The sequence below is a fragment of the Microbispora bryophytorum genome, assembly GCF_043197435.1.
Taxonomy (GTDB): Bacteria; Actinomycetota; Actinomycetes; order Streptosporangiales; family Streptosporangiaceae; genus Microbispora; species Microbispora bryophytorum.
In genome coordinates this window covers 532,345-546,093 of record NZ_JBICTF010000004.1, presented here as the reverse complement: position 1 = coordinate 546,093, position 13,749 = coordinate 532,345, and the positions used below count along the sequence as shown (strand labels likewise).

At 70.9% G+C, this 13,749-nt stretch carries 13 protein-coding genes; 7 read left to right on the top strand and 6 right to left on the bottom strand.

The features are described 5' to 3' along the window. The first annotated feature begins 22 nt into the window (after positions 1-22). From ACGFIB_RS16025 to ACGFIB_RS16015, 3 genes are read left to right on the top strand one after another with little or no spacing between them, the layout of a single operon-like run. Entirely contained in the window at positions 23-1,429 is a 1,407-nt protein-coding gene (locus ACGFIB_RS16025; protein WP_142569441.1) for a bifunctional cytidylyltransferase/SDR family oxidoreductase, read from the top strand. Between the two features lie 34 nt (positions 1,430-1,463). Then, positions 1,464-3,314, top strand: coding sequence for a CDP-glycerol glycerophosphotransferase family protein (locus ACGFIB_RS16020; protein ID WP_393372277.1), 1,851 nt, complete (start codon positions 1,464-1,466; stop codon positions 3,312-3,314). Between the two features lie 55 nt (positions 3,315-3,369). Continuing rightward, positions 3,370-3,984: a Uma2 family endonuclease gene (locus ACGFIB_RS16015; RefSeq protein ID WP_393329138.1), complete on the top strand. Its 615-nt coding sequence runs from the start codon at positions 3,370-3,372 to the stop codon at positions 3,982-3,984. Here the strand turns inward: ACGFIB_RS16015 and ACGFIB_RS16010 are convergent. Further along, entirely contained in the window at positions 3,961-5,019 is a 1,059-nt protein-coding gene (locus ACGFIB_RS16010; RefSeq protein ID WP_142569435.1) for a glycosyltransferase family 2 protein, read from the bottom strand. The genes ACGFIB_RS16015 and ACGFIB_RS16010 overlap by 24 nt on opposite strands. Before the next feature lie 165 nt (positions 5,020-5,184). On the opposite strand from ACGFIB_RS16010, the gene ACGFIB_RS16005 reads away from it, so the two are divergent. The 3 genes from ACGFIB_RS16005 (at position 5,185) to ACGFIB_RS15995 (ending at position 7,793) form a co-directional block, all read left to right on the top strand. Further along, on the top strand, positions 5,185-6,618 hold the full coding sequence (locus tag ACGFIB_RS16005) for an LCP family protein (RefSeq protein WP_393372274.1): 1,434 nt from the start codon (positions 5,185-5,187) through the stop codon (positions 6,616-6,618). Positions 6,619-6,937: 319 nt separating this feature from the next. Continuing rightward, a complete protein-coding gene (locus ACGFIB_RS16000; protein WP_357239187.1) occupies positions 6,938-7,117 on the top strand; it encodes a hypothetical protein in 180 nt (59 codons plus the stop codon). 211 nt (positions 7,118-7,328) lie between these two features. Beyond that, complete coding sequence (locus ACGFIB_RS15995; protein WP_357239184.1) at positions 7,329-7,793, top strand: hypothetical protein; 465 nt, start codon at positions 7,329-7,331, stop codon at positions 7,791-7,793. Between the two features lie 145 nt (positions 7,794-7,938). Here ACGFIB_RS15995 and ACGFIB_RS15990 read toward each other — a convergent pair whose 3' ends face one another. Beyond that, on the bottom strand, positions 7,939-8,148 hold the full coding sequence (locus ACGFIB_RS15990; protein ID WP_393372806.1) for a serine hydrolase: 210 nt from the start codon (positions 8,146-8,148) through the stop codon (positions 7,939-7,941). 375 nt (positions 8,149-8,523) lie between these two features. On the opposite strand from ACGFIB_RS15990, the gene ACGFIB_RS15985 reads away from it, so the two are divergent. Then, entirely contained in the window at positions 8,524-10,425 is a 1,902-nt protein-coding gene (locus ACGFIB_RS15985) for an AfsR/SARP family transcriptional regulator (RefSeq protein WP_393372270.1), read from the top strand. A gap of 71 nt (positions 10,426-10,496) precedes the next feature. Here the strand turns inward: ACGFIB_RS15985 and ACGFIB_RS15980 are convergent, their stop codons facing one another. The 4 genes from ACGFIB_RS15980 to ACGFIB_RS15965 form a co-directional block, all read right to left on the bottom strand. After that, positions 10,497-10,673, bottom strand: a complete 177-nt coding sequence (locus tag ACGFIB_RS15980) for a hypothetical protein (protein WP_167748167.1) — start codon at positions 10,671-10,673, stop codon at positions 10,497-10,499. A 109-nt stretch (positions 10,674-10,782) separates the two neighbouring features. Further along, positions 10,783-11,241: a S26 family signal peptidase gene (locus tag ACGFIB_RS15975; protein WP_393372266.1), complete on the bottom strand. Its 459-nt coding sequence runs from the start codon at positions 11,239-11,241 to the stop codon at positions 10,783-10,785. Then, positions 11,238-13,199, bottom strand: a complete 1,962-nt coding sequence (locus ACGFIB_RS15970; protein ID WP_393372263.1) for an ABC transporter ATP-binding protein — start codon at positions 13,197-13,199, stop codon at positions 11,238-11,240. The genes ACGFIB_RS15975 and ACGFIB_RS15970 overlap by 4 nt, the downstream gene beginning before the upstream one ends. Continuing rightward, positions 13,196-13,738 (bottom strand): TlpA family protein disulfide reductase, encoded by a 543-nt coding sequence (locus tag ACGFIB_RS15965; protein ID WP_393372260.1) that lies wholly within the window; start codon positions 13,736-13,738, stop codon positions 13,196-13,198. Before ACGFIB_RS15965 ends, ACGFIB_RS15970 begins: the two co-directional genes overlap by 4 nt. Positions 13,739-13,749: the final 11 nt, after the last annotated feature.

Here is a 13,749-nt window from a genome sequence, read left to right as displayed (position 1 = left end):
GGTCTCCTCCGGGGAGGACATCATGATCGCCGAATCGCGTCTGCGCAGGGTGGGGGTGGTGCTGGCCGGCGGTGTCGGCCAGCGCGTGGGCCTCAACACCCCGAAACAGCTTCTGAAGATCGCCGGGAAGACGATCCTGGAGCACACCCTCGACGTGTTCGACGGCCACCCGGAGATCGACGAGGTCGTCGTGCTGATGGCCCCCGGCTTCGTCGCCGAGGCCGAGGAGCTCGTCAGGAGGAACGGCTACACCAAGGTCGGTCGGGTGCTCGAAGGAGGCGCGAGCCGTACCGAGACGACCTGGCGGGCGCTGAGCGCGCTGGGCGAGCAGGAGTGCGACGTGCTGCTGCACGACGCCGTGCGGCCGCTGATCGAGCCGCGCATCATCAGCGAGTGTGTGGCCGCGCTCGAACGCTACGAGGCGGTCGAGGTGGCGATCCCCTCCTCCGACACGATCGTGGTGGCCGCTCCCGGCCCGCGCGGCGACATCATCCGCGACATCCCCGACCGCTCCCGGCTGCGCCGGGGGCAGACCCCGCAGTGCTTCCGGCTGTCGGTGATCCGGGCGGCGTACGAGCGGGCCCTGGCCGACCCCGAGTTCCCCTCGCTGCCCACCACGGACGACTGCGGCGTCGTGCTGCGCTACCTGCCCGACGTGCCGATCTACATCGTGCCCGGCAGTGAGCACAACATGAAGGTCACCCATCCGGTCGACGTCTTCATCGCCGACAAGCTCTTCCAGCTCGCCGAGAACGCGGCGCCCGCGCTGGACGAGGAGGCCTACCGGGCCGGGCTCGAGGGCCGCACGCTCGTGGTCTTCGGCGGCAGCTACGGCATCGGCGCGGACATCGTCGCGCTGGCCGGGAGATACGGCGCGAGCGTCCACTCGTTCTCCCGCAGCCAGAACGGCGTGCGCGTCGAGGACGTCGCCGCCGTGGAGGACGCGCTCGCCCGGGTCTACGCCGAGACCGGCCGGATCGACTACGTCGTCAACACGGCGGGCGTGCTGCACATGGGCAAACTCGGCGAGGCCGGGCAGCACACGATCGAGGAGACCATCGGGGTCAACTACCTCGGACCGGTCAACATCGCCCGCGCGTCCGTGAAGTACCTGATGGAGACCCACGGCCACCTGCTCCTCTACACCTCCTCGTCCTACACCCGCGGCCGGGCCGACTACAGCCTCTACTCCTCCACGAAGGCCGCCGTCGTCAACCTCACCCAGGCACTCGCGGACGAGTGGTCCTGCCAGGGTGTCCGAGTCAACTGCGTCAACCCCGAGCGCACCGCCACCCCCATGCGGCTGCGCGCGTTCGGCGACGAACCCGCCGGAACGCTTCTCTCCCCCACCGCCGTCGCCCGCACCAGCATCGACGTGCTGCTGTCCCGCCTCACGGGACAGGTCGTGGACGTACGGCTCATCCGATGACCGCAACCATGTACGGAGGGACGGGCGCTCGCCCATGGGGGGAAACAACAAGGGGCGCACGGCCCCGAAGGCACTTGTCGCGATAGTCCGGCGACCGGCTCTGAGAAGCCTGGCCGGTGGACGCAGGAGCCCGTTCACCGCGCTCACGCTCGCGTCGTACCCTGCCCTGCTCGCGGCCGCCGTGTGGCCGCTGCCGGCGACCTTCGCGGTGCTCGTGCCGCTGTCGTACGCCGCGGAGGCCATGCTGCCCGGCCGGGCGGCGCGGGCGCTGAGCCGGGCCCACCTCGGGGCCACGGTCCGCTTCCTGTCGCGTGAGACGGCCGCGGTCGTGCTGCTGGCCCGGCTGACGCCGGGCCGGCCGCTGTGGTTCGCGGCGCTCGCGGCCGGGCTGTTCCTGTTCCACGGCCTGCGCGCCGTGCAGACGTGGCTCGCCGAGCACGTCGACCGCCGGCACAACCAGATGCCGGTGGTGACCCGCAACATCGGCCTGTCCGCGCTGCGGATCCCGCCCGCGCCGCGCCGCGCGCTGCTCAACTGGCGGGGCGCCCGGCTGCTCTACCTCGACGTGCTCGCGGTCGTGCCCGCGGCGGCGACGGCGCCCATGGGGCTGGGCTGGACGGGCGTGGCGGGCGCCGCCGCGGCCCTGATGCTGGAGATCGCCGCCGTGGTCGCGCTGCTGGCCCACGCGAGGCGGGCCAGGCACCTGGGCGACCGGCGGCGGGTCCTCGCCGCCGTGGACGACTGGGTCGCGGCCTACCGGCCCGAGGTCGTCATGTACTTCTCGGGGCCGGTCACCGCGGTCTACCAGGCCACCATGTGGCTCGGCACGCTGGAGCGGATCACGCCGAGGACGCTGGTGGTGCTGCGTGACCGGCCGCTGGCCGCGGCCCTCGGCGCGACGACGCTGCCGGTCGTGTGCATCCCCTCGTCGGTCGACCTCATGAACTTCCGCGCGTTCGACGGCGTGCGGGTCGCGCTGTTCCCCGCCAACGTCGGCAACAACATCCACATGCTCCGGGTGCCGGGCGTGCGGAGCGTGTTCATCGGCCACGGCGACAGCGACAAGGAGGCGTCCTTCAACCCGTACACCAAGGTGTACGACGAGGTCTGGGTGGCCGGTCCTGCCGGGCGGGACCGCTACCTGCGCGCCCAGGTGGGCGTGCGGGACGAGGCCGTCGAGGAGGTCGGCCGCCCCCAGCTCGCCGGGGTGCTGCGCACCAGTCCGTACGCCGAGGGGACGGCGCCGCACCGGACCGTCCTGTACGCGCCCACGTGGGAGGGGTGGAGCGACGACCTGTTCCACAGCTCGCTCGTCGCCATGGGACCCGCGATCGTGCGCGCCCTGCTCGCCCGGCAGGTACGGGTGATCTACAAGCCCCACCCGCTCACCGGTCACCGCTCGGCCGCGGCCAGGGCGGCGCACCGGAAGATCCTGGCCCTGCTGTGCGAGAGCACGGAGATGCCCCACGTCGCCGTGACCGGGCGGAAGCCGTCGCTGTACGAGTGCTTCAACGAGGCCGACGCACTGGTCTCCGACATCTCCAGCGTGGTGTCGGACTTCGTGGCGAGCGGCAAGCCGTACGTCGTGGCCAACGTGGCGGGCCTTCCCGCGGACCGGTTCCGCGAGCGCTACCCGGCCGCCGGGGCGGCATATCTGCTCGGGCCCGACCTGGCGGAGCTTCCCGACATCCTGCGCCGTATCGGCGGGCCCGGGGAGGACGACATGGCCGCCGCCCGGCGGGCGCTGCGCGCCTACCTGCTCGGCGCCGACCATCCGGACCCGCTGGCCCGCTTCGAGGAGGCCGTACGGCGTGCCGCCGCACGGGCCGAGGCGCGCGCCCGCTCCCTCGGCCTGAACGCCCTCGATCCTGTCGTTCACGAGTGAGATACTGTCCGCGTCAACTCAGCGTATCGACGCGGACACGAAGGGACATATGCCCATGGTCGCGACCTCGCGCAAACCCCACGGTCCCGCTCTGGCCCCGGTGCCCGAGCGGCCGCTGCCCGGCACTCCTCGTGAGCTGTTCGATTCGCTGCCCCCACTTCCGGGTCTGCGGACCGAGATCATCGACGGGAGACTGATAGTGAGCCCCGTGGGCACCCCCGAACACGGCCAAGCCGCCATGCACCTGTTCCGCGCGTTCATCCCTCTCCTGGACGAGCGCGGTTGGCGGGCCTGGGCAGGCAACGTCGATGTGTGCATCGACGGCAGCCGGGAGCCGGTCGAGCCGGACTTCGTCCTCGCCCCCAAGGACTGCCCACGCTGGGGGGAGCGCGAACTGCTGTCCTCGGGGCTGATGCTGGTCGCCGAGGTGGTCTCGAAGGGGAGCGCGGAGGACGACCGCCTCAAGAAGCCGGCGATCTACGCCGGTGGCGGCGTGCCGGTGATGCTCCTGGTGGACTCGCTGACGAGGCCGGCGTCGGTCACGGTCTACAGCGACCCGAAAGAGGGTCAGTACCAGGTGACCTCGACGGTGCCGTTCGGGCGGGAGATCCACGTCCCCCACCCGATCGGCTTCACGCTCGACACCTCAGTCTTCGAAGAGGTCCTCTAGCCGCGCGCGTTCGGGCTTGGGACGGGGCTTGCTGAGCTTCGGGGGGCTGGTCAGGAAGCCCGTCCCCCACGAGATGTGCATGGCGGCGTACACCACCGGCAGGCGTACGAGCGCGGCACCGGACAGCCCGCGACCGGTGAGGACCGAGCCCGCGAGGATCGCGGCGAGGTAGCCCCCGGGGATGATCAGGCCGGGCCAGAAGAACGGCGAGACCACCAGGCCCAGCGCCATCGCCGCCACGGCGGCGGGCGGTGCGAGGTAGCGCAGGTTGATCGTGCCCTGGTGGGTGCGGGAGACGACCCGCCGCCAGCGGCCGTAGTGGAAGTACTGCTTGGCCAGGGCGCGCACGTTGGGCCGGGGGCGGTAGGTGACACGCATCCTCGGCTGGAACCACACCAGCCCGCCGGTCTCCCGGATGCGGTGGTTCATCTCCCAGTCCTGCGCGCGCAGGAAGTGCTCGTCGTAGCCGCCCACCCGGTCGAGGGCGCTGCGGCGGAAGACGCCCAGGTAGACGGTGTCGGCCGGGCCCGCCTCCCCACCTGTGTGGAAACGCGCGTTGCCCACGCCGATCTTCGAGGTCATGGCACAGGCCACCGCCTGCTCGAACGGCGTGATGCCCTCGGCGGCCATGATGCCGCCGACGTTGTCTGCGCCGGTCTGCTCCAGCGTCTCCACGGCCGTACGGAGGTAGTCGCGGGGCAGGATCGCGTGCCCGTCGACCCGCGCGATGATGGGGTTGCGGGACGCCGCGATGGCGGCGTTCAACGCGTTGGGGGTGCGGCCCGTGGGGTTCGGCACGACGACGACACGGCGGTCCGCGGCCGCGATCGCGTCGGCCACCTCCTGCGTGCGGTCGTGAGAGGGGCCCACGCTGATGACGACCTCGAGCGGGCCCTCGTAGTCCTGTTCGAGAACCTGCCGCACAGCGTCGCGCAGGTGCCGTTCCTCGTTGAGCACCGGCATGATCACCGAGATCGGCGGCCAGTTCCGCGCGGGATTCTGGCTCGCCTGTCGCGAGTCGGGAAAGGGCTTCATGGCGGCGCTCACGCTACTGTACGGAGGGGTGGAGAAGGCAACCGGAGGACGGGAATGCCCGGCGACGATGGGGAGGACTCCGGCGTCCGTGTAGGGGGCGACGGGTACGGCGGGGTGAGGCTGACGGCGCAACGCGCCCGCCGGCGGAGGACGAACCTCCGTTCCTTGGTTATTTCGGGCTCGCTGTCCGGAGTCGTGCTGATCGGCTCGGGCGTCGCGTGGGTGACGTCGAACTACGCGGCGGGGCAGATCCAGGCGGTGGACGCGGGCACGAGTGAGGCCGAATCCACGGGCGCGATGAACATCCTGCTCGTGGGCGTAGACAAGCGCGACAACCTGACCAGGCGCCAGCAGAACCAGCTCCACCTCGGTCGTGACGTCGGGCAGCGCACGGACACGATGATGGTGATGCACCTGTCGGAGGACCACCGCAGGGTGACCGTGGTCAGCCTGCCCAGGGACACCTGGACGACGATCCCCGGCAAGGGCGAGCACAAGATCAACTCTGCCTACCAGTTCGGCGGCGCGAAGTTGGCCGTGAAGACGGTGGAGCAGGTGACGGGCCTGAGCATCAACCACTACGTCGAGGTCAACGTGCTCGGATTCATCGACGTGGTGGAGTCGCTGGGCGGTGTCACCGTCTGCACCCCGGTGCCCATCGACGACCCGAAGACCAAGCTGGACCTCCAGCCGGGGACGTACACGCTGGACGGTGTCAACGCGCTCGCGTACGCCCGTACGAGGGCCACGGCGCGCTCCGACCTCGACCGCATCGACCGGCAGCAGCAGGTCATCTCCGCGCTGCTGGGCAAGGCGCTCAGCGGCGGCACGCTGGCCAACCCGGTCAGGCTGAAGGGGTTCCTCGACTCCACCTTCAAGACGCTCACCGTGGACGCCGCCCTGCAGAAGAACCTGCTCGGCATGGTGAACCAGTTCAAGGACGTCTCGACCGACGACGTCTCGTTCGCGACCGTGCCGCTGGCCGACGTGAACTACCACGCGCCCACGGGCGAGTCGGCGGTGCTGTGGGACAAGGACGCCGCGCGCGACCTGTTCAAGCGGATCGACGCCGACCAGCCCCTCGTCAAGCCGTCGGCGAAGGCCTCCGCGTCTCCCACGGGCAGTCCCACGGCGTCGGCGAGCACGGCCTCGGCGAGCACGGTGTCGGCGAGCACGGCGCCTTCCACGACGGCCTCTCCGACCGCGCTCACGATCCCCCCGGCCCGCATCTCGGTCAAGGTGCTCAACGGCACGCTCATCACCGGCCTAGGCGCGACCACGAAGGCCCGCCTCGTCGAGGCCGGGTTCATGGTGCCGTCGCCCCCGGGCGACACGGCCCGCCGCGACTTCACCACCACGGTCGTCCGCTACCCGCCCGGCCGCGAGGACTCGGCGCGTACGGTGGCTGCCGCCATCCCGGGGGCGGAGTTGCGCGAGCAACCGGACGTGACCGGCATTGAGGTCGTCGTGGGCCAGAAGAACCACGACGTGAAGAAGGTGACGGTGGCCGCGCCGGAAGGCTCCGCCACGCCGGCCACGCCCACGCCGCAGGCGACCCCCTCCGCCCGCACCGCCACGCAGAACATCTGCAAGAAGTGACCTCCCGGCCGGAGACGAGCCGCGGCACCCGAGGTCACGACAGTCCGAGACCGAAGCGGTAACCCGGTCGATGGACAACAGGTCCATCGACCGGTGGGTACACATTCACGGCCCTCTCGAAAATCCTCGACTCCGAGACCCGGCGACTCGTCGCGGTCACAGCGTTCTTCCTCATCAGGGTGCAAGTGATGGTGATCTATCTGCACGCGGGAATCGCCAAGCTCGGGGTGCGGGAATTGGTGGACGAACCGCCATCTTCTACTGGTTCCGAAACGTCGCTTTCGGCGCACCGGAACTGCTGCGACCCGTAATCGACGTAATGACCGACGTTTCTCTGCTGGTCGCTCTCATCACGTGGGGCTCGATCGTCCTGGAGGTCCTCATCGGCGTGGCGCTCTTCCTGCCGAGGCGGGCACAGGTCGTGCCGCTGTTTTCCGGACTGCTGTTGCATGACGCGATTTCGCGCTCATGGGCCTGTGGAGCTTCGACGCGGCGATGACGGCCGCACTGGTCCTCTACCTGTCCCCCATCGGCGCCAACCTCGCGGGGTGAAGAATGCGACCAGGCTCTGGCGGAAGCGGAACCGGTCAGGCCGGGCCCGGTCAGCCCGCCACCGCGGAGTCCGCAGAGCCGCCGAAACCAGAATCGTCTAGCATGATTGTTTCCGGCGGCACCGGCGGAAAACTTGTCCGGGAAAGCGAGGGGGCTGAATGTTTTCGGATCTCCTGCAGGTCATGTTGCCGCTTGCGGTGATTCTGGGAGTGGTCCTTCACGGAGTGACTCTCGCGAAGACGGGCGACCTGGCGGAGATCTCCGTCTCGGAACGAGAGATTCTGATAAGCCCGCGCAGCGTATTCAAAATCCTCTCGCTGCGCTGGAACATTCGCCTTCCCTCGGAGGCCATCACAAGTGTGTCCGTCGTCCTGCCGGGAGGGGTCCAAGCGCCTGGCCTACGATACGGCGCCGTCTTCTTTCCGGGGCTGACGGCAGGCACCTACATGGCTCCCGACGGTATGTCGTACTGGCTGACCGGCCAGCGTCTGCCCGCATTGGAGATCACCTTGCGTGAGGGGCCTCTGTCGTACGTCGTCGTCCAGGTGCGCGATCCGGAGGCCGCGGCCACGCGCATCCGCAACCGCGGCAACGCGCCTTCGGGCGGGCCGGGACGGGGATGACGGGCCATGGCTGGTTCGCCCGCCCGTAGGATCTACTGATCTTCCTCGGTGGCGAGCTGCTCGGCGGGGTCGTCGTGGTTCGGCATCGGCGTGACGGCGGTCATCGTCCGCGTCGTCAGCGACATGGGATCGGCGTAGGCCCGCATCACCTCGCGCGCGGGCTCGGGCAGGGCGTCCAGGTCGATCCGGCCAACGCGCCGAGGTCGATCGGGGCGGAGACGATCCGGCTGACCCGGCGCCGCTCGGATTGCGGCAGTCCGATCCACAGGTCCAGGCCGAGCGGCGCCGCGATCTCCTCGGCGAGGAACCTGCTGATACTTCGGCCGGTCACCCGGCGGACGACTTCGCCGACCAGCCAGCCGTACGTGTGGGCGTGGTAGCCGTGATCGGTGCCGGCTCCCAGAACGGCCGCTGGGTGGCCGGCGCGGTCACCATCGGGTCCCAGGCGATCGCCGCGCCGCCGCTTCTTTCAGATATTCCTGTCGTGCGGCGGTAGGACGTCCACCGCCAGCACCACGGCTCGGCAGGCCGTTGCGCCACTCGATGATCTCCGCCAGCCGATACCTGTCATGGGTAGCCGGTTCCCGCCTGGTCTGCCCCTAATCACGCACTCGCTCCGGTAGGCGCGGTCCGGAACTGTTCCGGACGCCCGCCGACCTTGTGATGCTTCATGGCGGACAGGGATCTTCGTGGGATTCCGACACTTATGGAGATCCTTCGTGTACCGATCATGCGGTTGGACGCGTACGTCAGCACCCTCGGGCTTCCGGAGGATGGATTGAGCCTCCGGTTCGGGTTGCTGGGCCCGATCGAAGTCAGGAAGAACGGCAGGCCGGTCCCGCTCGGCTCGCCCAAGCAGCGCGCCCTGCTGACCGCGCTGCTGCTCGAACCCAACCGGGTCGTGTCGATCGACCGGCTGGTCATGGCCGTGTGGGACGAGGAGCCGCCCCACTCCGCCGTCGCCAACATCCGCACCTACGTCAACCGGCTGCGGGGCACGCTCGGCGAAGGCGACCGGCTGGCGGCCCGGCCGCCCGGCTACGTCCTCACCGCGCACTCCGGCGAGCTTGACGTGACCGAGTTCGCCGACGCCCTGCGGCAGGGCAGGAAGGCGCTGGCCGCCGGACGGCCGGAGGCGGCGCTGCGGCATCTGTCGGCGGCCCTCGCCCGGTGGCGAGGCGCACCAGCCGAGGACGTGCCCAGGTCGGCGGCGCTCGGCCCGCGCCTGGACGCGCTCGCCGAGCAGCGCTGCCTGGCCCTGGAAGTGCAGGCCGAGGCCCGCCTCATGCTGGGCGAGCACGCCGACGCGGTGCCGGAGCTCCGTGAGACGGTGGCCGCCCATCCCACCAGGGAGCGGCTGTGGAGCAGCCTCATGGTCGCGCTGTATCGCACCGGCGACTCCGCGGCCGCGCTGTCCGCCTACGGGCAGGCGCGCACGTTCCTGGCGGAGGAGCTGGGCGTCGAGCCCGGGCCGGAGCTGGCCGAGCTGCACCGGAGCATCCTCAATCGGGACCCGGCGCTCTGCGCCGTTCCCCGGCTCCCCGCCCCGGGCCCGCCCCACCCGGTGTCTGATCCGGTGCCGGTGCCGGTGCCGGTGCCTGTGGCGAGAGCGGAGCCGCCATTGGTCGCGGGTTCCGGATGTCTCCTGGGCCGGGATCTGGAGCTGAATCAGATCATGGCCGCGATCGCCGCCTCTCCCCCGCGGCCCGTCGCCGTCCACGGTCCGGCGGGGGCGGGCAAGTCGGCCCTGGCCCTGCATGCCATCCGGATGGCGGCGCCGGACTTCCCCGGCGGCGTGCTCCACGTCGATCTGCGGTCCCTTCCCCGGCCCGGCGCGTACGAGACGCTGGCGCGGCTGCTGAGCCTGCTGGGGCCGGCGGGTGACCGGATCGCTCCGGACCTCGACGACGCGGTGCTCCAGTTCAGGGCCGCGACGACCGGCAGGCGCGTGCTCGTCCTCCTCGACAACGTGACCGACGAGGGGCAACTGCGTTCTCTGCTCTGCGCCTGCCCGGACTGCCGGTTCGTCATCACCAGCCGGCGGGTGCTCGCGGCGCTCGACGACGTCGACCATCTGTCGCTCGCTCCCCTGACGGACGACACAGCGTACGAACTACTGGTCCGGGTCTGCGGCCGGGACCGGGTCGACCCCGAGCAGGTGAGAAGAGTGGCCCGGCTCTGCGACAACCTGCCGCTCGCGTTGCGGATCGCGGGCAAGCGACTGGCGGTCAGACGGGAGTGGACGCTGGCGGCCTTCGCCGACATGCTGGCCGGCGAGGAGCACCGGCTCGACCTCCTGACCTGCGGCGACCTTTCCGTGCGGAGCGCCCTCGACCTCGACTACCAGGCCCTGCGGCAGTGCGGGGGAACGGCGGACGGCAGCGCACTGGCCCTGTTCCACCGCCTCGGCGAGCGGGGAACGGCCGACTGCGGGTCGGCGACCGCGGCGGGGCTCCTCGGATGCGACCGGCGCACGGCGTGGGCGGCGCTCGGCAGGCTTGCCGATCTCCGCCTGATGAAGTCGATGGCCCCGGACCACTATCGGATGAACGACCTCACCCGCCTGTACGCCATGGAGATCGCAAGAACCGCCGGAAAGAACGAGAGCGGGAATTCGGCGGAATTCGCGTAGGCCGGCGAAGCGAGAGCGGAGCGCCCTTTGCGCGAGGGAAATTCGCGCAAAGGACGCTCCGCCGTACCCGTTCAGCAGGTGTACTGCCATGGAGTGCAGTAGCCACTGGGGACGCCCGAGCCGGTGCAGCAGTAGCGGCGAACGCAGGTGCCCGAGTACTCATACCAGCAGTTGACCGCCTCCGCGCGGGTGGCCGGGACCAGCCGGGCGACCATCCGGTCCGCCAGTCGCTGCATCGTCCGTGTCATTCGGCTCCTCCTTCTGAAAATGCTCCTTTTCGATGACCGACATTAGGAGCGGCGTCGATCACGGACGTACCGCTCCGATACACGACTTCCTGTATCGGCTCGGCCTGGTTCACGCGTTCAACCGCCGGAGCACGACACCCGTGATCCTGCTTTCCGGAAGGAGCCCCCACTGCCGCGAGTCGGTGCTGCGCGACGGGTTGTCCCCGAGGACGAGCAGCCGCCCCGGCGGCACGCGGGTCTCCCCCAACGCCTCGAATCCCGGAGGGATCGGGTCCCCGGCGACGGCCGCGGCCCGCTTGATCACCAGGTTCGTGCCGCCGTCGAGCGCGACGCCCTCCCCCGGGCCCACGCGGGAGATCACCACGATGTCCCCGCGCCGGACCCGCCGGACGAACAAGCCAGGCCTGCGGGGCCGCACTCTGCGCACGAGAACCCGGTCACCGGACCACAGGCCGGGCTCCATGCTCTCCCCGTGCACCTCGACGACGCGCAACGTCCGGCCGGCCGCCACGACGCCGCCCCCGGCCCCGAGCGCCGACGCGAGCAGGACGAGCAGGACGGCTGTCATCGTGCCTCCGAGAACCGGTCGCGCGGGGTGTCGGCGTTCCGGTCCCCCCGCTGCCGGTATCCCTCCGCCTGCAGGGCGAACAGGTGCGCGTAGATCCCGTCGTGCGCGAGCAGCCCGGTGTGCGTGCCCTGCTCGGCGACCTGCCCGCCGTCGAGGACCACGATGTGGTCCGCGTCGCGTACGGCGCCGAGCCGATGGCTGATCAGCAGGCTCGTGCGACCGTGGCGGTGCGCCCGCAGGCCCTGGTGGATCTCGTGCTCCGCCTCGGCGTCCAGGCCCGAGCTGGGCTCGTCCAGGATCAGCAGGTCCCGCTCGCCCCGCAGGTAGGCGCGGGCGAGGGCGAGCCGCTGCCACTGCCCGCCCGACAGGTGTACGCCCACGCCGCCGCCGTCCTCTTCGAGACCGGCCCCCGCGAGACCGGCCTCCGTGTCAGCGGCCTCCCCGGCACCGGACTCCCCAAGACCCGGCTCCCCAAGACCCGGCTCCCCGAGACCGGCGAAGATACGCGACAGCATGGTGTCGTACCCCCGGGGCAGACCGCTCACGACGCCGTGCACGCCCGCCCGCCGCGCCGCCGCCTCGATCCTCCCCCGGTCGTCCATGGCGGCGAGGTCGCCCAGGCCGATGTTCTCGGCCGCGGTCATGTCGTACTCCATGTAGTCCTGGAACACCGCCCCGATCCGGGCGCGAAGCTCCGCCGGGTCCAGCTCTTTGAGATCGATCCCGTCCCAGAGGACCGAGCCGCGTTCCGGGTCGTACATCCGGCACAGGAGCTTGACCACCGTACTCTTGCCCGCGCCGTTCCTCCCGGCGAGCGCCACCGCGCTGCCGTACGGAATGGTCAGGCTGACGCCGCGCAGGGCCCAGGGATGTCCCGGCGAGTAGCGGAACCACACGTCCTTCAGCTCGATCCCCCGGCGCAGCGGACCGGCCCGCCGTGGCCGGGCCGCGACCGGCAGGTCCGGCTCGGCGTCCAGGACGGCGAGGTAGTGGCCGAACAGCAGCACCTGCTGGTGCGCGGTGACGAGTTCGACCACGAGACCGCTCGCCGCGGCCTGGACTCCGGCGACGGCGGCCACGAACAGCGCCACGTCGCCGATCGCGCCCATGCCGTTGGCCGCGGACACGAGAACCCACAGCAGGCCGGCCCCGGCCGCCAGCGCGGCCGTCGTCGCGGTCACGGCCTGCACCCCCAGCTCGCGCCGGTCGGTGCGGCTCCGCTGGGCGTTCGCGGCGCGCCGCTGGGCGTTCATGAGCCCGCGCAGATGCGCTCCGATGCCGAACAGGCGCAGCTCCTTGGCCGCCTGGACGTTGACGAGAAGCTCACCGAAGAAGAACTCGCGGCGCTCGACCGGGCCGATGCCCCACAGCATCGCGGCACGCCGCCGCGACAGCCAGAGCTCCGCGGCCAGAGACGGCACCGCGGCGCCGACCACGAGGGCGGCCATCCACGGGCTTATCGTCGCGAGGGAGACGAGGAACCCGGCACCGGTCATCGCCGTCCTGGCCGCGCCCAGGGCGGCGGAGACCACCATGCCCGGGGTCGCTCCGCCGTACTGCTGAGCCATGCGGATCCGGTCGAGGAACGCGGGGTCCTCGAATCTGGCGAGGCCGACGAACCGCTCGGTGGCCCTGAAGAGGCCGTCCTGCGCGACGAGCCCGATCCTGCGCCCGCTCTCGTCTTTGACGTACTGGACGATCTGCGGCCCGAGCGCCGTCAGGACCCCGCACCCGGCGAGCACGCCGCCCAGCACCGCCGTCACACCGGCGCCGGGCCGGCCTCCGGCGATCTCATCGAGGACCAGCTTGGTGCACCAGGCGATCGTCACCGGCAGGACGGCCATGAGCATGCTGAGGACGGCGAAGGCGATGGTGAGCCTCCTGCTCGCCCGCCAGGCCATGCCGAGAGCGACGACCACTGCCCGCGCTCCGGCGATGCCGCGCACCCGCGCCTTCACGCGTGTGCGGGAATCTTGTCGAGGTCCTCGATCGTGCTCCCGCTGGCGACGACCTTCCCGTGCTCGTCGACCAGCGCCAGGGACGGGAAGCCTTTCACCTGCAACGCCTTCGTCAGGCCGGTGCCGTACTCCTCGATCAGCACCAGGGCGACCGGCTCCAGCATCCGCCGCTCGTCCGCCACCTCCTCCTCCGCGCCGACGAGCACGGCGAGCACGTTGCCGCGTCCTCCGGGGAAGGATCGCGCGCGCTCGGCGAACTGCGGCAGGCGGTCGTGGCAGGCCGGGCAGTCGGGCGAGAAGACGCCGACGAGGACCGGTTCGGTCAGCGTCTCGCCGGAGACGTGGACGCCGTCGGTGCTCACCGCGGAGAAGCCGCCGATCTTCGCCCCCGCGGGGAGCACGATCGACGGGGACACCGCCGGCCTCGCCGACAGCATCTCCTCATGCGCCCGCAACCGCCGGATCACGCCGACCGTCAGCACCAGGTCGATCAGGCACAGGACGCCGACGCCCAGGACGAGCGCTGTCAGGAACGGCATGAAGGACTACC

What these genes read in the sequence shown, in the direction of transcription:
- ACGFIB_RS16010 (WP_142569435.1), bottom strand. Translation starts at nt 5,019, where the DNA reads ATGAAGCCCTTTCCCGACTCGCGACAGGCGAGCCAGAATCCCGCGCGG.
- ACGFIB_RS15975 (WP_393372266.1), bottom strand. Translation starts at nt 11,241, where the DNA reads ATGACAGCCGTCCTGCTCGTCCTGCTCGCGTCGGCGCTCGGGGCCGGG.
- ACGFIB_RS16000 (WP_357239187.1), top strand. Translation starts at nt 6,938, where the DNA reads ATGACCGACGTTTCTCTGCTGGTCGCTCTCATCACGTGGGGCTCGATC.
- ACGFIB_RS16025 (WP_142569441.1), top strand. Translation starts at nt 23, where the DNA reads ATGATCGCCGAATCGCGTCTGCGCAGGGTGGGGGTGGTGCTGGCCGGC.
- ACGFIB_RS16020 (WP_393372277.1), top strand. Translation starts at nt 1,464, where the DNA reads ATGGGGGGAAACAACAAGGGGCGCACGGCCCCGAAGGCACTTGTCGCG.
- ACGFIB_RS16015 (WP_393329138.1), top strand. Translation starts at nt 3,370, where the DNA reads ATGGTCGCGACCTCGCGCAAACCCCACGGTCCCGCTCTGGCCCCGGTG.
- ACGFIB_RS15985 (WP_393372270.1), top strand. Translation starts at nt 8,524, where the DNA reads ATGCGGTTGGACGCGTACGTCAGCACCCTCGGGCTTCCGGAGGATGGA.
- ACGFIB_RS15980 (WP_167748167.1), bottom strand. Translation starts at nt 10,673, where the DNA reads ATGACACGGACGATGCAGCGACTGGCGGACCGGATGGTCGCCCGGCTG.
- ACGFIB_RS15995 (WP_357239184.1), top strand. Translation starts at nt 7,329, where the DNA reads ATGTTTTCGGATCTCCTGCAGGTCATGTTGCCGCTTGCGGTGATTCTG.
- ACGFIB_RS15965 (WP_393372260.1), bottom strand. Translation starts at nt 13,738, where the DNA reads ATGCCGTTCCTGACAGCGCTCGTCCTGGGCGTCGGCGTCCTGTGCCTG.